At 71.0% G+C, this 21,003-nt stretch carries 21 protein-coding genes; 20 read left to right on the forward strand and 1 reads right to left on the reverse strand.

Annotated elements, in window-relative coordinates:
- Nucleotides 1-133 precede the first annotated feature (133 nt).
- Nucleotides 134-1,372: a PucR family transcriptional regulator gene (locus ACFQVC_RS02125; RefSeq protein WP_381825757.1), complete on the reverse strand. Its 1,239-nt coding sequence runs from the start codon at nt 1,370-1,372 to the stop codon at nt 134-136.
- Nucleotides 1,373-2,304: 932 nt separating this feature from the next.
- Here ACFQVC_RS02125 and ACFQVC_RS02130 point away from each other — a divergent pair.
- From ACFQVC_RS02130 to ACFQVC_RS02225, 20 genes are all read left to right on the forward strand, one after another.
- Entirely contained in the window at nt 2,305-3,774 is a 1,470-nt protein-coding gene (locus tag ACFQVC_RS02130; RefSeq protein ID WP_381825759.1) for a DUF6801 domain-containing protein, read from the forward strand.
- A gap of 10 nt (nt 3,775-3,784) precedes the next feature.
- A complete protein-coding gene (locus ACFQVC_RS02135) occupies nt 3,785-4,789 on the forward strand; it encodes an ABC transporter ATP-binding protein (RefSeq protein WP_381825761.1) in 1,005 nt (334 codons plus the stop codon).
- Nucleotides 4,786-5,646: an MlaE family ABC transporter permease gene (locus ACFQVC_RS02140; protein WP_381825763.1), complete on the forward strand. Its 861-nt coding sequence runs from the start codon at nt 4,786-4,788 to the stop codon at nt 5,644-5,646. The genes ACFQVC_RS02135 and ACFQVC_RS02140 overlap by 4 nt, the downstream gene beginning before the upstream one ends.
- A 7-nt stretch (nt 5,647-5,653) precedes the next feature.
- Nucleotides 5,654-6,493, forward strand: coding sequence for an MlaE family ABC transporter permease (locus ACFQVC_RS02145; RefSeq protein WP_381825765.1), 840 nt, complete (start codon nt 5,654-5,656; stop codon nt 6,491-6,493).
- 31 nt (nt 6,494-6,524) lie between these two features.
- Entirely contained in the window at nt 6,525-7,826 is a 1,302-nt protein-coding gene (locus ACFQVC_RS02150) for an MCE family protein (RefSeq protein WP_381825767.1), read from the forward strand.
- Entirely contained in the window at nt 7,823-8,860 is a 1,038-nt protein-coding gene (locus ACFQVC_RS02155; RefSeq protein ID WP_381825769.1) for an MCE family protein, read from the forward strand. The genes ACFQVC_RS02150 and ACFQVC_RS02155 overlap by 4 nt, the downstream gene beginning before the upstream one ends.
- Complete coding sequence (locus ACFQVC_RS02160; RefSeq protein ID WP_381825771.1) at nt 8,860-9,963, forward strand: MCE family protein; 1,104 nt, start codon at nt 8,860-8,862, stop codon at nt 9,961-9,963. The genes ACFQVC_RS02155 and ACFQVC_RS02160 overlap by 1 nt, the downstream gene beginning before the upstream one ends.
- Entirely contained in the window at nt 9,963-10,961 is a 999-nt protein-coding gene (locus ACFQVC_RS02165) for an MCE family protein (RefSeq protein ID WP_381825773.1), read from the forward strand. Before ACFQVC_RS02160 ends, ACFQVC_RS02165 begins: the two co-directional genes overlap by 1 nt.
- Nucleotides 10,958-12,103 carry an MCE family protein gene (locus tag ACFQVC_RS02170; RefSeq protein ID WP_381825775.1) on the forward strand — a complete coding sequence of 382 codons (1,146 nt, stop codon included), beginning with the start codon at nt 10,958-10,960 and terminating at the stop codon, nt 12,101-12,103. Before ACFQVC_RS02165 ends, ACFQVC_RS02170 begins: the two co-directional genes overlap by 4 nt.
- Nucleotides 12,103-13,350 (forward strand): MCE family protein, encoded by a 1,248-nt coding sequence (locus tag ACFQVC_RS02175; protein WP_381825777.1) that lies wholly within the window; start codon nt 12,103-12,105, stop codon nt 13,348-13,350. The genes ACFQVC_RS02170 and ACFQVC_RS02175 overlap by 1 nt, the downstream gene beginning before the upstream one ends.
- Entirely contained in the window at nt 13,347-14,003 is a 657-nt protein-coding gene (locus tag ACFQVC_RS02180; RefSeq protein ID WP_381825779.1) for a hypothetical protein, read from the forward strand. Before ACFQVC_RS02175 ends, ACFQVC_RS02180 begins: the two co-directional genes overlap by 4 nt.
- Nucleotides 14,004-14,585, forward strand: a complete 582-nt coding sequence (locus tag ACFQVC_RS02185) for a hypothetical protein (RefSeq protein WP_381825781.1) — start codon at nt 14,004-14,006, stop codon at nt 14,583-14,585.
- A 51-nt stretch (nt 14,586-14,636) separates the two neighbouring features.
- On the forward strand, nt 14,637-15,179 hold the full coding sequence (locus tag ACFQVC_RS02190; protein WP_381825783.1) for a hypothetical protein: 543 nt from the start codon (nt 14,637-14,639) through the stop codon (nt 15,177-15,179).
- 15 nt (nt 15,180-15,194) lie between these two features.
- On the forward strand, nt 15,195-16,013 hold the full coding sequence (locus tag ACFQVC_RS02195; RefSeq protein ID WP_381825785.1) for a hypothetical protein: 819 nt from the start codon (nt 15,195-15,197) through the stop codon (nt 16,011-16,013).
- 33 nt (nt 16,014-16,046) lie between these two features.
- Nucleotides 16,047-16,625 carry a hypothetical protein gene (locus tag ACFQVC_RS02200; protein ID WP_381825787.1) on the forward strand — a complete coding sequence of 193 codons (579 nt, stop codon included), beginning with the start codon at nt 16,047-16,049 and terminating at the stop codon, nt 16,623-16,625.
- 14 nt (nt 16,626-16,639) lie between these two features.
- The gene (locus tag ACFQVC_RS02205) at nt 16,640-17,257 is read left to right on the forward strand and encodes a DUF5819 family protein (protein WP_381825789.1); all 618 of its coding nucleotides are present in this window, start codon (nt 16,640-16,642) and stop codon (nt 17,255-17,257) included.
- Nucleotides 17,254-18,522 carry an HTTM domain-containing protein gene (locus ACFQVC_RS02210; RefSeq protein ID WP_381825791.1) on the forward strand — a complete coding sequence of 423 codons (1,269 nt, stop codon included), beginning with the start codon at nt 17,254-17,256 and terminating at the stop codon, nt 18,520-18,522. The genes ACFQVC_RS02205 and ACFQVC_RS02210 overlap by 4 nt, the downstream gene beginning before the upstream one ends.
- A 167-nt stretch (nt 18,523-18,689) precedes the next feature.
- Complete coding sequence (locus tag ACFQVC_RS02215; protein WP_381825793.1) at nt 18,690-19,124, forward strand: hypothetical protein; 435 nt, start codon at nt 18,690-18,692, stop codon at nt 19,122-19,124.
- Between the two features lie 61 nt (nt 19,125-19,185).
- Nucleotides 19,186-19,800 (forward strand): DUF5819 family protein, encoded by a 615-nt coding sequence (locus ACFQVC_RS02220; protein WP_381825795.1) that lies wholly within the window; start codon nt 19,186-19,188, stop codon nt 19,798-19,800.
- Nucleotides 19,797-20,996 carry an HTTM domain-containing protein gene (locus ACFQVC_RS02225; protein ID WP_381825797.1) on the forward strand — a complete coding sequence of 400 codons (1,200 nt, stop codon included), beginning with the start codon at nt 19,797-19,799 and terminating at the stop codon, nt 20,994-20,996. The genes ACFQVC_RS02220 and ACFQVC_RS02225 overlap by 4 nt, the downstream gene beginning before the upstream one ends.
- Nucleotides 20,997-21,003 lie beyond the last annotated feature (7 nt).

Raw genomic sequence — 21,003 nt, forward strand, 5'->3', positions numbered from 1 at the left:
GCTCCTTACTCCAGAGTAAGTTTACTCCTGAGTTAAATAATTACGGCGGGGTGGACGCACCCGCAAGAGACGTAAACCGGCCATGGTCGTCGGCGTCGCCGCCGAGCCGGGGCCGTGCCCCGGGTGCCGGGGATCACTCCGCCGACCTGGGCTCCTGCGGCAGTGGCGGCAGTCCCGCGGCTTCGCGCAGACGCATCGCGCGCAGTACGATCTCGGTCGCGAACCGGTGCTCCGGATCGGTGAGTTGAGCGCCGAAGGCGGCGTCGATCGTCCGCATCCGGTAGCGCACCGTCTGCGGATGGACCTGGAGTTCCGCGCCGATCTGCGCGGCCGTGCCGCGGGTGGCGAGCCAGGCGCGCAGCGTCTCGATGAGGCGCTCACGGCGTACCGGCGTCTGGCCGCTGAGCGGGGCCAGTTCATGACGGGCCAGCTGTTCGAGCAGCGCCGGATCGCTCAACAGCCACATGGTGGTGAGGTGTTCCTCGCACAGCACCAGCGGTCCCGTGTCGATGACGCCGAGTTCCGCGAGGTCGAGGGCCTGCCGTGCCCAGCGCAGCGAGTCGCCGGCGTCGGAGAGCGGCACGGTGAGCCCGGCCGCGGCGCGCGCCGTGCCCAGGGCGCCCTCGAGCATCTCCCGGCGTCCGTCGCCCAGTTCACCGGGCAGCAGCAGACAGCGGCGCCCCGGAGCGAGGTCGACGAGGGTGTCCGGGTCGAGAGCGCTGCGCGGCGGATCGGCCGCGGTGTCGAGGGCGACCAGGGTGACCTCGTCCGGGAGGCGCCACGCGGCTTGCTCGGCCAGCTCCTCCAGGGTGCCGCGCGGCGCCGTCGAACCCGAGAGGATCATGCGAAGCAGCCGTCTTCGGTGCTTGTCCCGGTCGTCGACGGCGGCGGCCGAGGCCTCCAGATAGCCCTGGCGCGAGAGCGCTTCGAGCTGGTCCATGTACGCGAACAGGGTGTCGGCGAAGGCCAGCATCACGGCGGGCGACAGGTTGTAGCGCCGGCCCATCTTCTTGCCGCGGCGCAGCGCCACCCGGGCCCCGATCCGGAACGCCGCCTGCAGGGTGTCCAGGCTCCGGCCCTCGGACGCGGCGAACCGGCCGAAGTGCCGGAACATCTCGTCGCGCAGCGGCGAGGGCGCGGTCGGCCGGGTGATCTGGTCCACGAAGATGGCGAGGCTCTGCTCGATACCGGTACGGGCGACATGGCCGAGCGGACCGCGCAGGGCGTCCGCGTACTCGGGCACCGAGTGAATGATCTCCGAGCGGATCTCTTCGAGGAGGCTGGGGAGTTCGGACCACATGATCGTGGCCAGCTCCTTCGGGATCGGCCCCAGCTGGTCGGCCGGGTCCGAGCCGCGGATCGCGTGGTGCATGTTCGTCCCCTAACTGGCTGTCGGCGCAGGGGAATCGGCCGGCCCGGTCGGGACGGGCCGGGGTGGGAGGCCCCCGTGCGGACGGCTCATCGGCGGCCGCGGGCTGCGCGGTGCGGTGACGTGGGGGCGTGTGCACCGGCTGTCCGAGACCTGTGACATGCGACAGCGGGAAGCAACGTAGACCACGCCGGGCCGGAACGCAGCACTCCTGACACGATCAACCTCACTTGGTGTGTTCGGACAACCACGGCTTCGAACGGCACGTGAGCACCCCCCCCTGACGGCAGGTGAACACCGGCTCCGGCGGTGCGTGGGCACCGCCCATGACGGCACCCGGGTCCGTCGTCCCTGACGGCACCTGAGCATCCCCGATGGTCCCCTGCGTACTCACCGGTCAGGGAGAGTCGTAACCGCAAAGAGGCGGACGGGCCCGGACATTGGTCAGCCACGGATGAAAGGCGGGTCCCGGCTTTGTCATGCGGCGACAAGACCGCAATCGTGCGGTGCCGGTGCGCCCGGTTTCGGCTGAATGGCTCTTGCGAATTGTAGTTACCCGTTCGTAGCTTCGATGTAGCGGGGTCCGTGCCCTCCCTTTTCGCCGGGCCCCGCGCTCGGGACCTGGCTGCCAACCCCCTTGGTCTGCGGTTCCGCACACGGGGTCCCCTCGCACTCCCCCCGCGACGGGACCCCGTTCCCTTGGGCACGGACCGCGGTCATGGCCGATTACTCATCCGCGGATGAACCGCTCCGGGGTCTTTGTGGCGGCGCCGCTAAAGAATTCCGGGCGCGGCGCCGCCGACCAGAATCCGTACGCCCCGCTATTGCACCGGCTGGTTACTCGTACGTAACGTCACCGCCGCAAGTCACCGCCCCGGGAATGGAGTTCTGAAATTCCGGGGCGATTCCAGTCGGTTTCTCACGGGAGCTGAACCATGAGCAGAGGACGGACCCGGCGCCGTAAGGCGCAGGTGGCCGCCGCCGGAGCCCTCGCGCTCCTGGTGGGGCTCATGGGCGGCTCCGGTGCGCTGGCCGGCGGGGAGCAGGCGCGGGCCACCGCGGCCTACGACTGCCGCCGCGGCGACGGGGAGAGCCACGGCGCCGAGGTCACCGTCACCGGTGACTTCCCGTCAGCGGGCGAGCCCGGCAAGCCGATCGAGGCCGAAGGCGTCACCGTCCGCGTGGCCCCGGCCGACGACGGACCGCTGACCGGGGGCGACGGCGGTGTGCGGGCCGATGGCTCCACCGCGTCGCTCACCGTCCGCGTCGCCCAGAACGGGCGGTCCGCGGACGCCGACTGGGCCGGCCTGACCGCGCGGGACGCGGCACCGGGCGGGCCCTCGACTTCCCCCGGGGGCCCGTCCGGAGGGGCCCCGGCCGCCCCCGGGGGAACCCCCGCTCCGGCCGAGGAGCCGCTGACCTTCGCCGGTGCGGTGGATCCGGTCACCGTCGATGCCGCCGGCGAGGTCACCTACGCACTCGGCCGACTCACCCTGTCCCTGCGGACGGTGGACGAAGCGGCCGCCACCACGCTGAGCTGCGAGCCTCGCGACGAGGTGCGGCTCGCGGCGGTCCCGGTGGCCGGAACGCCGGACGCACAGGACCCGGCCACGGACCCGGCACCCGGGCAGCCGGAGAACGCGCCCCCGGACGTGACTCCGGAAGACGGGGTGCCCAACGCGGCCCCGCAGGCCCGCGCCCCGGGGCCCAGCTGCCCCGCCACCGTCCCGCCCGGAGAGCTCGACAAGAAGCGGCTGCCACCGCTGCCGCCCGACCCCGTGATCACCGACGGCGGCCGGGGCAACCCCGCCTGCGTCGTCGCGGTCGGCTACTCCACCGTGCGCAAGCTCGGCAACTCGATGATCGTCAACGATCCGCGCAAGCGGCCGGGGCCCATGTATCTGGCGATCGGCAAGCGCACCGTCACCTCGAAGACCACCGACTACTACGAGTTCGACAACGTGGGGAAGATCGGCTTCCCCGACGCCGAGTCGACCTTCCTCACCTTCGGTTTCCAGCCGACGACCGCGAAGATCCGCTTCGAGGCCCGGCCGGTCACCATCGCGTCCTGGCGCAAGAACAACAAGCCGGGAACCAGGGCCGGTTACTACATGCACCTGCGGATGTACGACGTGCGGGTGGGCGGTCAGCCCTTGGACGTGGGCCGCGAGTGCCGCACCGCCCGGCCCGTCGACGTACAGCTCGAAGGCGACTACGAGGTGCTCACCGGCGGGGTCCTCAAGGGCCATATCGACATCCCGCCCTTCTCCGGGTGCGGAGTCGGCGAGGACCTCGACCCGCTGCTCACCGCGTCCGTGTCGGGCCCGGACAACTACATCGAGATCAACCAGGGGCCGATCTGCACGGCGCCATGCAAGCCGGACGTACCGGCACTGCCCAAGTAGGGGAGGTGTGATGGGGATCGAAGTCGTCGTCGAAGGCCTGACCAAGTCCTTCGGCAGGCAGACCATCTGGCAGGACGTGTCGCTCACGCTGCCGGCCGGTGAGGTGAGCGTGCTGCTCGGCCCGTCCGGCACCGGCAAGACCGTCTTTCTCAAGTCGCTGATCGGACTGCTCAAACCGGACCGCGGCCGGGTCATCGTGGACGGCGTCGACATGGCGAACAGCCCGGAGCGGGACATCTACGAGACCCGGAAGCTGTTCGGGATGATGTTCCAGGACGGTGCCCTGTTCGGCTCCATGAACCTCTTCGACAACGTCGCCTTCCCGCTGCGCGAGCACACCAAGAAGAAAGAGGGCGAGATCCGCCGCATCGTCATGGAGCGGCTCGACATGGTCGGACTCGTGGGCGCCGAGGGCAAGTTGCCCGGCGAGATATCCGGCGGCATGCGCAAACGCGCCGGCCTCGCCCGTGCCCTCGTCCTCGATCCGCAGATCATCCTGTGCGACGAGCCGGACTCCGGACTCGACCCGGTACGCACCGCCTATCTCTCCCAGGACCTGATCAACCTCAACGCGCAGCTCGACGCCACCATGCTGATCGTCACGCACAACTTGGACATCGCGTCCACCGTGCCCGACAACATGGGGATGCTCTTCCGCCGCAACCTCGTCACCTTCGGCCCGCGCGAAGTGCTGCTCACCAGCGACGAACCGGTGGTCTCGCAGTTCCTCGCGGCCCGCAGGGCCGGGCCCATCGGGATGTCCGAGGAGAAGGACGAGGCCACCATGGAGCGGGAGCTGCGCGAGGGCACCGGACCCGAGGGCTTCGGCACCCGGCCGATCGTGCCGCAGCTGGAGCCGTCCCCGGGGATGCCGCCGCGCCAGGCCGTGCGCCGCCGTACCCTGCGCGTCCTGCGCATGCTCGACCAACTGCCGCCCGCCGCCCGCCAGGAGATAGAGGCCAGCCTGCTCGGCGCCAGAACCTCGGCGCAGGGCACCCCGGGAGGCCGCCCGTGAGCGCCCCCACCCAGCGGCTGCCGCAGCAGCCGGGACCACCGCCGGGGCCGGGCCGTGCCAAGCCGTCGCGGCGCCGCGGCGGCAAGCCGGTGCGCTGGCTGTGGCCGCTGCGGGAGGCCGGAAAGCTGTTCGCGCTCGGCCTCGAAGTGGCGCGGGCGATCTTCCGGCGCCCCTTCCAACTGCGGGAATTCCTCGACCAGTTCTGGTTCATCGCCAGCGTCACCATCCTGCCCGCCGCGCTCGTGTCGATCCCCTTCGGCGCGGTCATCGCCCTGCAGGTCGGCTCGCTCGCCCAGCAGATCGGCGCCCAGTCCTTCACCGGCGGCGCCAGCGTCCTGGTCAATATCCAGCAGGCGAGCCCGATGATCGTGGCCCTGCTCATCGCGGGCGCCGCGGGCTCCGCGATCTGCGCCGACCTCGGCTCGCGCACCATCCGTGAAGAGCTGGACGCCATGCGCGTGATGGGCATATCGCCGGTCCAACGCCTCGTCGTCCCACGGGTGCTGGCGACCATGTGCGTGGCGGTCCTGCTCAACGGCCTGGTCTCGGTGGTCGGCGTGCTCGGCGGCTACTTCTTCAACGTCCTGATGCAGGACGGCACCCCGGGCGCGTATCTCGCGAGTTTCTCCGCGCTCGCCCAGCTGCCCGACCTCTACATCTCCGAGTTCAAGGCGCTGCTCTTCGGGTTCATCGCCGGGGTCGTCGCCGCCTACCGGGGCCTGAACCCCAAGGGCGGGCCGAAAGGCGTGGGCGACGCCGTGAACCAGTCCGTCGTCCTGACCTTCCTGCTCCTGTTCATGGTCAACGCCGCGCTCACCGGGATCTACATCCAGGTCGTCCCGCCGAAGGGAGGCTGAGCGCGCCATGGCCCTCACCAAACCCCTCGGGGACCGGCTCGCCGACCGGCTCTTCGGCTGGCTCGACCGGCCCGGCGAGATGCTGGCGTTCTATGGCCGCGCGCTGGTGTGGATCCCGCGCGCGATCCGCCGCTACTTCAAGGAGATCCAGCGCCTCCTCGCCGAAGTCGCCTTCGGCAGCGGCGGGTTGAGCGTCATCGGCGGGACCGTCGGTGTGATGGTCGCGATGACCGTGTTCACGGGTGTCGTCGTCGGCATCCAGGGGCACGCCGCGCTGAACCAGATCGGCACCGCGGCGTTCACCGGGTTCGTGTCCGCGTACTTCAACACCCGCGAGATCGCCCCGCTGGTGGCGGGGCTCGCGCTGTCCGCCACGGTCGGTGCGGGGTTCACCGCGCAGCTCGGCGCGATGCGGATCAACGAAGAGGTCGACGCACTCGAAGGCATGGGCATCCGCTCCATGCCGTACCTGGTGACCAGCCGTATCGTCGCGGGAGCCGTCGCGATCATCCCGCTCTACGGCATCGGCCTCGCCAGCTCCTACCTGGCGTCGCGGATGGTGACGATCCTGGTCAGCGGGCAGTCGGCGGGCACGTACGACCACTACTTCAATCTGTTCCTGTCGCCGTCCGACGTCGTCCTGTCCTTCCTCAAAGTGCTGATCTTCAGCGTGCTCGTGATCCTCGTGCACTGCTACTACGGCTTCCACGCACAGGGCGGGCCCGCCGGGGTGGGCGTCGCGGTCGGCCGTTCCGTACGGAACGCGATCGTGCTGATCAGCGTCACGGACTTCTTTCTGTCCCTGGCGATCTGGGGAGCGACGACCACGGTGAAGGTGGCGGGCTGAGCATGCGTCACGACGTCCCGAAGGTGGCCAGATGAGCACGCTCACGCTCCGGCAGCCGGAGCAGCCGGGTCCTGCCCCGCAGCCCCGGGCGCCGAAGGTCCGAAGGCCCGGCGAGTCGCGAACGCGGCGTCGCCTCGCGGGAGTTGTCCTGCTGCTCGTGCCGGCGCTGCTCGTGTGGCTGTCGATCGCCGTGTACGAGAAGGAGTTCACGTACGAGCCGACCGTCACCGTGCTCACGTCCAGCGCGGGCAACGAGATGCACCGCGGAGCCGAGGTGAAGATGCGGGGCGTCGTCATCGGCCAGGTGCGCGACATCAGCGCCGACGGCACCGGGGCCCGGCTCACCCTCGCCATCAAACCGGACCGGATCGGCGCGATCCCCGCGGACGTCACCGCGCAGATGCTGCCGACCACGCTCTTCGGGCAGCGCTACGTCGCGCTCGTCGCCCCGCCCGGCACCTCGTCCACACGGGCGCTCGCCGCGGGCGGAGTCATCCCGCAGGACCGTACGAAGAACGCCGTCGAGCTGGAGCAGGTCCTCGACAACGTCCTGCCCACGCTCACCGCCGTACAGCCCGACAAGCTCTCCGCCACCCTCTCCGCCGTCTCGCAGGCACTCGAAGGCCGCGGCGGCGAGATCGGCGACAGCATCGTCACCCTTGAGCGCTATCTCAAGAAGGCCAACCCCCAACTGCCCGCGTTCAACCGGGACATCACCCAGCTGGTGAAGGTCGCCAAGGCGTACGGCGACGCCGCGCCCGATGTCGTCCAGGCCCTCGCCGACTTCTCCACCACCAGCCGCACCCTCGCCGAACAGCGCGCCGGACTCTCCACCATGTACGGGGCGACCACCGCGACTTCGCGTGATCTGACGACGTTCCTGCGGCAGAACAAGGACAACATCATCCGGCTCAGTGCCAGCGGCCGGCCCACCCTCGAACTCCTCGGCCGGTACGCCCCGTCGTTCCCCTGCACCCTGAAGACCCTCGCCGACTTCGTACCCGCCATGGACCGGGCCCTGGGCAAGGGCACCGACAAGCCCGGTATGCACGTCAACGTCAAGTCCGTGCCGTCGCTCGGCAAGTACGTGCCGGGACGCGACACCCCCCGCTACGACTCGGGCGGCGGACCGCGCTGTTACGGCGTGCCCTACGGCACCCGCGCCGCGTCCCTGCGCCAGGGGTCCCTCGGGCTGCCCAACTCGCCCCAGGAGAACCAGCTCGTCACGGAGCTGATGGCACCCGCAGCGAAGAAGGCACCCGCCGATCTGCCCGACTGGAGCAGCGTCCTCGCGGGTCCGGTCCTGCGCGGCACGGAGGTGAAGCTGAAGTGAGCGTCTCCACCGGCCGCTCCCTGCGCGGCCCCCTGGTGAAGTCCCTGATCTTCGTGGTGGTCACCGCCCTCGCCACCACCGTGCTCGCGTTCAGCATCGCGGGCGGCGGCACCGGTGACACCAGCGGCTACCGGGCCCGGTTCAGCGACACCACCGGGCTGATCGAGGGCGACAGCGTCCGTGTCGCCGGTGTCAAGATCGGCCAGGTCGAGTCCATCCGGGTCGTGGACCGGCGGATCGCCGAAGTCCACTTCACCGTCGACGAGGGCCGTGAACTGCCCGCTTCGACACGCGCGTCCATCAAGTACCTGAACATGGTGGGCCAGCGCTTCGTCGACCTGGAGCGCGGCACAGGACCGGTGGACGCGGTCCTCGACCCCGGCGCGACCATCCCGCTGTCGCGCACCACCCCCGCACTCGACCTCACCCAGCTCTTCAACGGCTTCCGGCCGCTGTTCGAAGGCCTCTCGCCCAAGGACACCAATGAACTCGCCGGGTCCCTCGTGCAGGTCCTCCAGGGTGAGGGCGGCACCGTCGACAGCCTCCTGAAGCACGTCGGTTCGCTGACCACCACGGTCGGCAAGAAGGACCAGGTCATCAGCAAGGTCATCAAGAATCTGAACACCGTCGTGGAGACCGTCAACGACCGCGAGGACAGCTTCGACGACCTCGTCTCCACCCTCGAAGCGCTCGTCAAGGGCTTCGCCAAGGACCGGCAGCCCATCGGTGCCGCGGTCGAGGCGATGGGTGAGCTGTCCACCAGCACCGCAGGCCTCCTGCAGGAGGGCCGCGAACCCCTCAAGCAGGACATCCGCCACCTCGGGCGGCTCTCCTCCAACCTGTCGGCGAGCAGCGCCCAGCTGGAGTCCTTCCTGCGCAGGACGCCCGCCAAGATGCAGGCGCTCGGCCGCCTCGCGTCCTACGGATCCTGGTTCAACCTCTACCTCTGCGAGGCGAAGGTGTCAGGCCTGAGCATGTCGGACGGCAGCAAGCCGCCCACCGGCATTCCGGTCACCGCCGGGAGGTGCCGCTGATGAGCCCCCTGATCCGGCGCGGTACTCCGCGCGGTGCCCCGCGCGGCCACGGAAGGGCGCGACTGCTGCTGCGGCGGCTGCCAAGGCCCAGACCCGTACGGGAGCGCAACCCCGTCCTCATCGGCATCGCCGGGATCCTGGCGATCGCGCTCCTCGGGCTCGGCGCGTACAACGCCGACTCGCTGCCCGTCGTCGGCAGCGGCGGCACCACCTACAGCGCCGACTTCAGCGAGGCCGCGGGCATCGAGACCCGAGACGAGGTGCGGATCGCCGGGGTCAAGGTCGGCGAGGTCACCGATGTCGCCCTCGACGGCGCCAAGGTGAAGGTCGACTTCAAGGTCGCCGACGCCTGGGTGGGCGACGCCAGCACCGTCGCGATCGGTATCCGCACCCTGCTCGGCGAGAAGTATCTGGCCCTCGACCCGCTCGGCTCGGGCGAGCAGGACCCGGGGCGGCGCATCCCCCTCGCCCGCACGACCTCCCCGTACGACGTCACGCAGGCCTTTGAAGGGCTCGGCAGGACGGTGGGTGAGCTGGACACCGAACAGCTGGCGAAGAGCTTCCAGACGATCTCGGACACGTTCAAGGACAGCCCCGACGATGTGAAGACCACGGTCGAAGGGCTCTCCGCGATCTCCCGTGTCGTCTCCGAGCGCGACGACGAACTGGCCGAACTCCTGCGCGGAAGCCGGGCGTTGACCAAGACACTGCACACCAAGAAGTCCAGCTTCGAGACGCTCCTCGACGACGGCTCCGCGCTGCTCGGCGAGATCGAGAAGCGCCGCGACGCGATCCACGCCCTGCTGCGCGGCACCCGCAACCTGGGCACCCAGCTCTCCGCGGTCGTCCGCGACAACCAGGGACAGCTCAAGCCCACCCTGGACGCGCTCCGCCGGGTCACCACCGTGCTGCAGAAGAACCGCAAGAGCCTCGACAAGACCCTGGAACTGGCCGGCCCGTACTACCGCCTGATCGGCAACACCCTCGGCAACGGCCGCTGGTTCGACGGCTACCTGTGCGGACTCGTCCCCAAGAACTACCTGCCCGATGGCACACCGCCCGCCAAGGGCTGTATGCCGCCGAGGCGAGGAGGTACCTCGTGATGCGCCGGCTGTTGGTCTTCGCGGTCGCCCTCACCGTGATCGGGGGACTGTCCTGGGCCGGGAGCAGTCTCGCCGGCGGATCGGGGGCGCGGCATCTGACCGCCTACTTCGACCGGACCGTCGGCGTGTACGGCGGCTCCGACCTGCGGGTGCTCGGTGTGAAGGTCGGCACCGTGGACGCCGTACGCCCCGCCGGCCGCCGGGTCAGGGTCGAACTCACCCTGGACGAGGGCCACAAGGTGCCCGCCGGGGCGCGCGCCGTGATCGTCGCGCCCAGCGTCGTCTCCGACCGCTACATCCAGCTCACCCCGGCCTACACCGGCGGCGCCGAGATGAGCGACGGCACCGTCATCCCCAAGTCGCGTACCGCCGCGCCCCTGGAGATCGACCAGCTCTACGACTCCGTCAGCGACCTGACCGAGGCACTCGGGCCGAACGGCGCCAACGCCGACGGCGCCCTGTCGGGACTCCTCGACACCGGCGCGAAGAACCTCGACGGCAACGGCGAGGCCATGGGCCGGACCGTCGGCGACCTCGGCAAGGCCGCCAAGACCCTCGGCGACAGCAGCGACGAACTCTTCGACACCCTCACCTACTTGCAGTCCTTCACCTCGATGCTGAAGAAGAAGGACAAGTCGGTGCGCACCGCGCAGGAGCGGATCGCCGAAGTCGCCGGGTTCCTCGGCGAGGACAAGGAGAACCTCGGCGGCGCCCTGAAAGAACTCGGCACCGCGCTCGGCCAGGTCAAGACCTTCATCCGGGACAACCGCGGCGCCCTCAAGGAGAACGTCACCGCGCTCGCCGACCTCACCCAGGTGCTCGTCGACCAGCGCCACTCCCTGGCCGAGACCCTCGACACGGCGCCCCTGGCCACCGGCAACGCCCTCAAGGCGTACGACCCGGCGCACCGCACCCTCGACACCCGCGCCAACATCAGGGAACTCGCAGGGCTGCCCCTGCCGGCCGTCGGCGGCGCCTATCAGGAGGGCGGACGATGAGCAGGCCCCGCACCCGCAGCCGGCGCCGCACGGCGGGCACCGCCACCGCCTGGATCGCGCTGTTCGCCGGGTTCGCCGTCATCCTCGGCAGCTGTGACGCGCCCGCCGTCAAGGGCATCGAGTCGCTGCCGCTGCCCGGCGGCGCCGACCTCGGCGCACACCCCTACACGGTCACCGCCCGGTTCAAGGACGTCCTCAGCCTCGTCCCGCAGTCCTCGGTGAAGGTCAACGACGTGTCCGTGGGCCGCGTGACGGACATCGAACTGCAGCCCGCGGACTGGTCGGCGAAGGTGACGATGAAGGTCAACGGCGATGTCCGGCTGCCCGCCAACGCCTCCGCACGGCTGGAGCAGTCCAGCCTCCTCGGCGAGAAGTACATCCAGCTCGCCGCGCCCGCGCAGAACGCCGCGGCCGACCGCCTGGAGGACGGCGCGACGATCCCCGCCGAGCGCACCGACCGCAACCCCGAGGTCGAAGAGGTCTTCGGCGCCCTGTCCCTGGTCCTCAACGGCGGCGGCGTCAACCAGCTCAAGACCATCACCAAGGAACTCAACAAGGCCATCGGCGGCAAGGAAGGCAACGTCAAGGCGCTGTTCCGGCGCCTGGACACCCTCGCCACCTCCCTCGACGGAAACAAGGAGAACATCACCAGAGCCCTCGACGGCATCGACCGGCTCTCCGCCCGCCTGGCCACCCGCAAGCAGCAGATCGGCACGTTCCTCAAGGACCTCAGCCCCGGCTTGAAGGTCCTCGAAGAACAGCGCGGCTCCCTGCTGACCATGCTGCGCGCCCTCGACCGGCTCTCCGGCGTCGCCGTGTCCACCGTGAACCGCAGCAAGGACGACATGGTCGCCGACCTGAAGGCCCTCGCGCCCACGCTCAAGGCGCTCGCCGACTCCGGCTCCAACCTGCCCCAGTCGCTTCAGGTCCTGATGACGTACCCGTTCACGGACGAGGTCCTGCGCGGCATCAAGGGCGACTACCTCAACGTCTATCTGAACGTCACCGCGCCGAACGGCACCGTCCTCGTGCCGCCCCGCAAGGGCACGGCCGGCACGGCCTCCGCCCCCCGGTCCGGGGCCTCCGCCGCACAGTCCGGCGCCCCGCTCGCCCTGCCCCCGGTCCAGGAAGGCGGCCGCTGATGCTCACCATGGGAATCCGCCTCAAGAACCTCGCGTTCCTCGCCATCGGCGCCGTCGTCCTCGCGTTCATCGGCGTGCGCTACGCCGAACTCGGCCCCCTCGTGGGCTTCCGCGACCACTACGTCGTACGCGTACAACTGGCCGAGACCGGCGGCCTGTTCACCCACTCCAACGTGACATACCGGGGCGTGTCCGTGGGCCGGGTCGGACCCGTCGAGCTCACCGACGACGGCGTCGAGGCGCAGCTGCGGATCAAGGACTCGGCGCCGGCCATCCCCGCCGACCTGGAGGCCCATGTCGCCAACCTGTCGGCGGTCGGCGAGCAGTACGTCGACCTGCGGCCGCGCCGCGACGACGGGCCGCGCCTCAAGGACGGCTCGGTCATCCGCGCGGCGCACACCCGCACACCCGCCCCGGTCACCCGCGTCCTCGGCAGTGTCGACTCCATGGCGAAGTCCGTGCCGACCGAGTCGCTGCGGATCGTCGTCGACGAGTTCGGCAAGGCCTTCCAGGGCCACGGCGACGACCTCGAAGCGCTCGTCGAGAGCGGCAGTGCCTTCATCGAGGCCGCCGACAAGAGCCTGCCCGCCACCAACCGGCTGATCCAGGACAGCGAGACCGTCCTGCGCACCCAGGCCGAAGAGGCGAAGGCGCTGCGGAAGTTCGCGACCGGCGCCGCCGACCTCGCCGAGGCCCTCAAGGGCTCCGACACCGACCTGCGCAGGATCATCGCCCAGGCGCCCGGGGCCGTCACGCAGGTCAGTGCCCTGCTCAAGGACCTCGACCCGCAGATCAGCGTCCTCATCGCCAATCTCCTCACCACCTCCGAGATCGCCGTGACCCGGCAGCGCGGCACCGAGGAGTTCCTCGTCAAGGTGCCCGCCGTGGCCGCCGCCGGCGCCTCCACGGTCAGCGGCCGCGGCATCACGATGGGCATGGCCGTCACGTTCTTCGAACCGCTGCCCTGCACCGCGGGATACGGCGGCACGCGCTACCGCAACGGCCTCGACCTCGGCACGCCCCCGCCCCTCAACACCCGGGCCAGGTGCGCCGCTTCACCGGGCAGCGGCGTCAACGTCCGCGGCTCGGCGAACGCACCGCGCGGCGGTGCCGTGCCCGAGCCCGCGCGGCCCGGCTCGCGCGGCGGGGCGTCCGGTGGCGGCAACGGCATGCCGGGGGCGCTCGGCCTGCCGGGGGTCGACACCCCGGAAGGCGGCGTGAGCACGCTCCTCGGCGGCCGGTCATGAGCCGCGCCGCCGCCCGGACCCGTGCGGCCGCCCGGACCCGTGGCGAGTCCGGGGCCCATGGTGAGTCCGGGTCCCATGGCGGACCCCGGAACCGTGGCGAGTCCCGGTCCCACGGCGGGCCCCGGAACCGTGGCGGGCTCCTCGTCCGGCTGATCGCCGTCGTCGCGCTGCTCCTGTGCGGATACGCCGGGCTCGCCTACTGGCAGGCGTCCCACGACGACTCCCTCTCCTACGGCCGGGAACGGGACGCCGTACTCGCCGCGGGCCGAGACCGTATCGCCCGGCTCAGCACCATCGACGCGGGCGATGTGGACCGGGGCCTGCGCCGCTGGCAGGACGCCGCCACCGGGCCGCTGCACGAGGAACTGGCCCGCACCCGTGCCGCCAGCGCCAAGGCCCTGCGCGCCTCGGGCACCAGCGCCCGCGCCACCGTCACCGACGCCGCGGTCACCGAACTCGACCCCCGCGCGGGCACCGCCCAGCTGATCGTGACCGTCCGCGTCGAACTCACCCCGCGCGACGGTGAACCGAGCACCGACCGCAAACGCTTCGAGGCCGAGCTGAGCCGCACCCCGCAGGGCTGGAAGGTGCAGTCCCTGACCGCCCTGACGGTGGGCGGCGCGGCGGACGAAGAGAAGAAGGCGAGCAAGTAAGTGGCCAGTGTCCAGGAGCAGTTGACGCCCGACGCGGCGGACGCCCCCGCGGGCTCCGGGCAGCACCGGGTGCCGCGCGGACGCCGTCGTACCACCCTCGTCCTCACCGTCGGCCTGACCGTCGCCCTGCTGCTCGCCGCCGCCGGACTCGGCCTGCGCACCTGGCAGTTGCGCACCGAACCGGCCACCGGAAACCGGGCGCTCACCGACGCGGCCGCCACCGAACAGGTCGCCGTGGCGGTCGGCGACGCCCTGACCCGGGTCTTCTCGTACACCCCGGAGAACACCGAAGCCACCCGGCAGGCCGCGGCGGAGCTGCTCGCGGGCAAGGCGGCCACCCAGTACGAGGCGCTGTTCGGGCAGGTCGCCGAGCGGGCGGGGGAGCAGCGGCTCACCCTGACCAGCCATGTCGTCCGCACCGGAGTCACCCGGCTCACCGGCCGCGAGGCCCGGCTCCTCGTCTTCCTCGACCAGGTCGCCGAACGCAAGGGCGGCAAGCCCGCCGAGGCGGCCGCCCAGCTGTCGGTGACCGCCCGTCTCCAGGGCGGTACCTGGCGCATCACCGAGCTGAAGTCCCGCTGAGGGCCTCCTGTTCGGACTGTTCGGAGCACGCACAAGACCTGTGGAGGAAGCATGAGGCTACGGAAGGGCAGGCCAGGACCCCTGCTGAGCTGTGCGCTCGCGCTGAGCGGCGCGAGCCTCGTGGCCGCCGCGTGGACCGGTACGTCCTGGTACGCCGCGGCCCACGACGAGCGCGCCTCCTACGCCGCCCTGCGCGACCAGGTGCTCGCCGCGGGCGAACAGGGCGCCCAGAACCTGAACACCCTCGACCACCGCGCGCTCGACCGCGACCTCGACACCTGGGGCGAGTCCACCGCCGGCGAGCTGCACACCCAAGTGACCGAAGGGCGCGAGGAGTTCGCCCGGCAGATCCGCGAGGCCAGGACCGTCACCACCGCCAAGGTGCTGTCCGGCGCCGTCACCGAACTCGACTCCCGCGCGGGCCGCGCGAAGGTACTCGTCGCCCTGCGGATCACGGTGACCGCGCCCAAGTCCGAGCCGAGCGCGAAGGAGAGCCGGCTGCTCGGCGAGGTCACCCGCACCGGCGGCGGCTGGAAACTCAGTGCCCTCGGCGAGGCCCCCGTCGGCTACTCCACCGGCACCGCCGGCGAGTGAGAGGACCGTCCGTCCATGTCGACCACCAAGCACCTCATCAACCGGCAACGACGCCTCGCGGAACGCGAACGGGCCCCGGAGGCGACGCGTGAACCTGTCGCCCAGGGCGTACGGGAGCACCGAGCCGAACCCGTCGCAGGGGAGCGGCCTCCCGAGCTCGCCGAGCGGAAGCGCCCTTCCGGGTCCGCCGAACGGAAGCGCCCTTCCGGGCCCGCGGAACGGAAGCGCCCTTCCGGGCCCGCGGAACGGAAGCGCCCTTCCGAGCCCGTCGTACGGGAGGAGTCCTCGCCCGCCGCGGAACGCACCCGGCTCCGCACCCCGCTCCGCGCCCGCCTCCCGCTGTTCCTCGCCGTCCTCACCGTCCTCCTCGGGGCCTTCGCCGCCTACGCCGGTACGCGCGCCGCCGAGCTGCGGGACGCCTCGCCCGCGCGGAACGCGGCCCTCGCGGACACGGCCCGTACGAGCGAGGTCAAGGGCGCCGTCGGCAAGGCGGTCGACGCCCTCTTCTCGTACGACTACGCCGAACCCGGCCGCACCGACCGCGCGGCCGCCGAACTCCTCACCGGCAAAGCGGTCGACCGGCACCGCGAGCTGCTCGCCACCGTGAAGAAGCAGGCGGCCGAGGACAAGCTCGTCCTCACCACGACCGTCACGGACAGCGGCGTCGAACTCCTCGACGGCGACCGGGCCCGCGTCCTGGTCTTCGCCGATCAGCGCAGCACCCGTACCGCCGAGAAGGGCGACACGACGCACGCCGCGGCGATGCTCGCCGTGCAGGCGGTCCACAAGGACGGCCGCTGGCAGCTCGCGGACATCGACACCTTCACCCGGTGAAACCCCTTCCGCCCTGGCCCTGAGGAGCACGTCATGCGCACACGTACGGGAGTCAGGCTCGCCGTGCCCACCGCCCTGGCCGCCACCGCGCTCACCGCATGCGGCGACGGAACCGACGGCCCCGGCGGGCCCTCCCGGCAGCAGATCGCCTGGGCCGAGGAGTTCTGCGCGAACGTCGGCGCCGGCGGCGCCGGTCTCGAGGTGCCGGACGTGCGCGGCGCGCGGCCCGCCACGGCACAGTCCGACATCGCCGCGTTCCTCGACGCACTCGCCAAGCGGCTCGACGCCCTCGGGGTGAAGCTGCAGTCGCAGGGAGCGCCGCCGGTCGAGGGCGGCAAGGCCGCGTACACCGAGGCCATGGCCGATCTGGTGGAGACGAAGCGGGCTCTGGCCGACTCACAGGTGGTGCTCAGGGAGTCCACGGTCAAGGACGCCGCTTCGCTGCGCAGCGCCCTGCGCAAGTCGGGCGCGGGGCTGCGCGGGCTCACCTCGTACGCCGGGCCCGCGCAGGCGCTCCAGCGCAACCGTGAGCTGCGGCCCGCCTTCGACGAGGCGGACTCCTGCCGGGTCATCGGCCGGGCCGGGCCCTCCGCCCCGGACGCCCGGAAGTAGAGAGGCGTATCCCCATGGGTGCCGCTGACGCCGAACCCGGACCTCTCGCACGGAGCCTGGTGGCCGCCGTGGCCGCGGTCGTGGCCGTCGCGGTGCTCGCGCACCTCGCCGTCCTGCTGGTCTTCAACGCCCCGCGGAACGCGATCAGCGCCCGCCACGGCGACACCATCAACGCCTATGTGCACCCCGAACTCTCGCAGAACTGGAAGGTGTTCGCGCCCAACCCCATGCGCCGCAACCTCGACCTCCTGGGGCGTGCCGAGGTGCGCGGACCGGACGGCGCGGTGACCACCACCCGCTGGCGTGACCTGACCGCCGAGGACCTCGACGCGCTGCGCGGTTCGGTCTTCCCCAGCGTCTCCGTGGAGCAGTTCCGGCAGGCCTGGACCGACTTCATCGCCCACCGCACCTCTGAGGGCGCGCCCCTCGGAGTGCGGGGCGACGTGTCGGAGCGGCTCATCACCCGCCTCGCGGTGCGCAGACTCGCCCCCGAAGTGCCGGGCGGGGGACGCGTCGTACGCATCCAGCTGCGTGAGGTCTCCCGGCCCCTCGCTCCGCCCGCCTGGCAGCCGCAGCGGAACACCGCCCCCACCCACCGGGACTTCCCATGGATCGAGGCAGGCCGCCCGTGACCGCGCAGAGCCCCGTGACCACCGGGTCGCCCGCGACCGCCGGACCGCCAGGGACCGCCGGATCGGCCGGGACCACCGGGCCGCCCGGGACCACCGGGTCGCTGCTCGACCGTGTCTCGTGCGCGCCTCTCGCGCCGTACCAGAGTGCCGTCGTACGTATCGGGATCGCCGCCACCTGGCTGTTCTTCCTGCTCCGGCACTGGCCCGAACGACACGCCCTGTACGGCCCGGACGCCCCCTGGAGCCAGGAACTCCTCAACGCCTCCCGCGCGGCGCCGGGCGCGGACGGCTTCTGCGCGCTGCTCTGGTCGGACAGCGGGCTGTGGCTGGAGATCTTCTACGGTGTGGCTGTCGTGTCCGCCCTGGCGATGCTGCTCGGCCTGCGCACCCGCACGGCCACCGTTCTCGTCGCCCTGTGCATGATGTCGCTGCACCACCGGAACGAGTTCGTCACCAACGCCGGAGACCGTGTCTTCCATCTGGTCGCGCTGTACCTGGTGTTCACGCGGTGCGCGGCGGTCTGGTCCCTGGACGCCCGCCGGGCCCGCAAGGAGCGGCCCCAGGGTTCGTGGGCCGCCCGGGATCCGGCCGGGATGGTCCTATGGGTGCTGCTCGGCGCCGCGCTCGGCCACCTCGCCGTGCAGCAACTGATCACTCTCGCCTGGGTGTTGGCCCTCGGAGCGGTGTGGGTGGCGCACGCGGTGGCGTGGGCTCTGCGCGTCCTCGCACCCCCGCAGCCGCGCGCCACCGCCGACCGTATGGCCAACGTCCTGCACGCCGGAGGGCTCGGCGCCCTCATGGCCCAGGTGTGCGTCGTCTACGCCAGCGCCGGCTGGTGGAAGATCACCGGAACGACCTGGCAGGACGGCACCGCGGTGCACTATCCGCTCGGCATCGACTTCCTGTCCCCGTGGCCCGAGCTGTCCCAGGCCCTGGCCGGGCAGCAGGCCCTGGTGCTTCTCCTCACCTACGGCACGGTCGTGGTGCAGGTCGCGTTCCCCTTCGCCCTGCTCAACCGGCACGCCAAGAATGTGCTGCTCGTCCTCATGGCCGCCGAACACCTCGGCATCGCCGTCCTGATGGGCCTGCCGTACTTCTCCCTGGTGATGCTCTCCGCCGACGCGGTGTTCCTGCCGACGGTCCTCCTGGTCCGGGGTTCGAAGATGACAAGCAACCGCCCCGAATTCGTACCGCAGGAACAAAATTCCACGGGTGTTCCGGAGGCGCCCGAACCGGACCTTGTTGCGCCGTCAACACACAACTAACGTGCCCGCGCCGGTATCGCTGAGAAGGAGTCAGAGAAATGTTCCGACGTTTGGTCACCGTAATCGCCGTGTCTGCCGTCATCGGAATTGCGGTGACCGGCTGTGGCTCATCCGATGCCGAGGAACCAGGCCCTGAGGTCGCCTGGGCCGGGCAGGTGTGCGACGACATGAAGAAGAATGGCGCGAAGGTCCAGCTGCCCGAATCCCAGGCGCCGGACCCCGCCAAGGCGAAGCAGCAGATGGTGGATTTCTTCGGCGATGTCGTCACCCAGTTGGGGAGCCTGGAGAAGGACCTCAAGAAATCCGGTCCGCCGCCGGTCGACGCCGCGAAGGCCGACTATGCACGGGCCATGAAGGAACTGGGCGGCGCCAAGCAGGCGTTGGACGATTCCCGGGTGAGTCTGCAGGAGCAGAAGGTCACCGATCAGGCGTCGCTGAACAAGGCCCTGCAGCAGGCGGGGCAGGACATGGCCGCATACGGAAAGTACGACGGCCCGGCAGCGGAACTCGCCAAGAACGCGGCCCTGCAGAACGCCTTCGCCAGCGTCCCGAACTGTTCGGACCTGGTGAAGAGCGCCTCCGGTCCGGTCCCGAGGAGCTGAGGCTCCGATGCCGGTGAGAGGGGAGCCCGGGCCGGGGACACCACCGGCCGGAGAAGAGTCCGTGGCGCTCCGGAGAATCACCGCTGCCGCGGCCGCCGTCATCGCGTTCGCCGGTCTGGCGCACCTCGGCGTCACGTTCCTGCACGTCGCCCCCGACAACGCGGTGAGCAGGAAGTACAGCGCCGAGATCAGGGACTACATGGAGCCGGAGTTCGAGCAGGGCTGGAATCTGTTCGCGCCGGACCCGCCCCGGTCCGACACCCGGCTGTACGCGCGCGCCAGGCTCTCCTCGCCCGGCGGTGGCGCCGAGACCACCCACTGGATCGACATCGGCGTGGACGAACTGAACGAACTGACCGGCAACGTGCTGCCCAGCCATAAGCGCTTCATGCTCCGCAAGGCCTGGTACCTCCTGCTGAAGACACACGACAGCGAGGGGCGGTCGAGCGGCCGGGCGGGCGTCGACACCCAGGAGTTCATGACCCGCCTGGCCATGATGCATCTCTCCGACGACGTGGACAGCGCCCGCGTGCGCCACGTCCAGGTCCGCGCCGAGACCAGGCCGCTGCCGCGCCCCCGCTGGGAGCGGCAGACGGCCGTCGGGCGCCCCGCCGTCACGGTCTTCCCCTGGTGGCCCGCGAGCCGGGCCGACCTGCCGGACGGTGGTGAACGGTGAGCGGCCGGAGAGTCACGACCGCGCCCGGCCCCTGGCCCGCCAGACACCTGGCAACGGCCAGAAGCACCCTGTTCGCCCCCTACCAGACCGCGATCCTCCGTATCGGTGTGGCCGGCACCTATCTGCTGTGGCTCCTGGTCGAGTTCCCCGACCGCCGTGAGCTGTTCGGCCCCGACGGCCCGTGGAGCTGGGAACTGGTGAGCCGTTCGGTCGCCAGGGACGGGCACTTCAGCGTGCTCCTGTGGTCGGACAGCATGCTGTGGTTCGAGATCTGCTACGCGCTGTCGCTCGCCGTCATCGTGTGCATGCTGCTCGGCTGGCGGACGCGGGCGACCGGTGTGCTCTTCGTGATCGTCGTGCTGTCGTTCACCAACCGCAACGACTTCGCCATGAACGCGGGCAACAACATCCTGCGCCTGATGGCCCTTTACCTGCTCTTCGCCCGCTGCAGCCACGTGTGGTCGCTCGACGCCCGCAGAGCAGGCAGACGGCGACGGGACGGGAAGGGACCGGCACGGGACCGCACGGGCCCCCTCCTGTGGTCGGCGCTCGGTGCGGCGCTCGTCCTCGTGACGGCGCTGTCCCGGCTGACCTGGGGCTGGGCGCTGTTCTTCTGGGGACTGTGGGCCGTACAGGGAATCTGGTGGTGGGCGGCGCGCAGGCCCGGAACCCCGCAGCGGGCCCTGGACATGATCACTCACCTGCTGCACAACGGGGCGGTGCTGATGATCATGGCTCAGGTCTGCCTCATCTACGCGACGGCCGGCTGGTACAAGGTGCAAGGCGAGCTCTGGCAGGACGGCACCGCCGTCTACTACTCGGCACAGCTGGAGTTCCTCAACGCCTGGCCCGCCCTGTCCGACCTGATGACGGCCAACAGTGTGGTGGTCCTGCTGCTCACCTACGGCACCGTCATGGTCCAAGTCGCCTTCCCCTTCAGCCTGTTGCGGCAGCGGGCGAAGAACGTGCTGCTCGTCCTGCTGATCGGGGAGCACATCGGCATCGGCGTCCTGATGGGCCTGCCGTACTTCTCCCTCGCCATGATCGCCGCGGATCTGGTCTTCCTGCCGACCCCGGCCGCGCTGTGGGCCGGCCGATGGGTGCTCCGGCTGCGCTCCCGGCTCCGGCCCGCCGCGCCGGGGGACCCGGAACCCGGGCGGAGCGCCGGCACCCGGACCCCGGCGGGCGTGGGCTGACCGGCCG

It is taken from the genome of Streptomyces monticola, from assembly GCF_042665355.1.
Taxonomy (GTDB): Bacteria; Actinomycetota; Actinomycetes; order Streptomycetales; family Streptomycetaceae; genus Streptomyces; species Streptomyces monticola.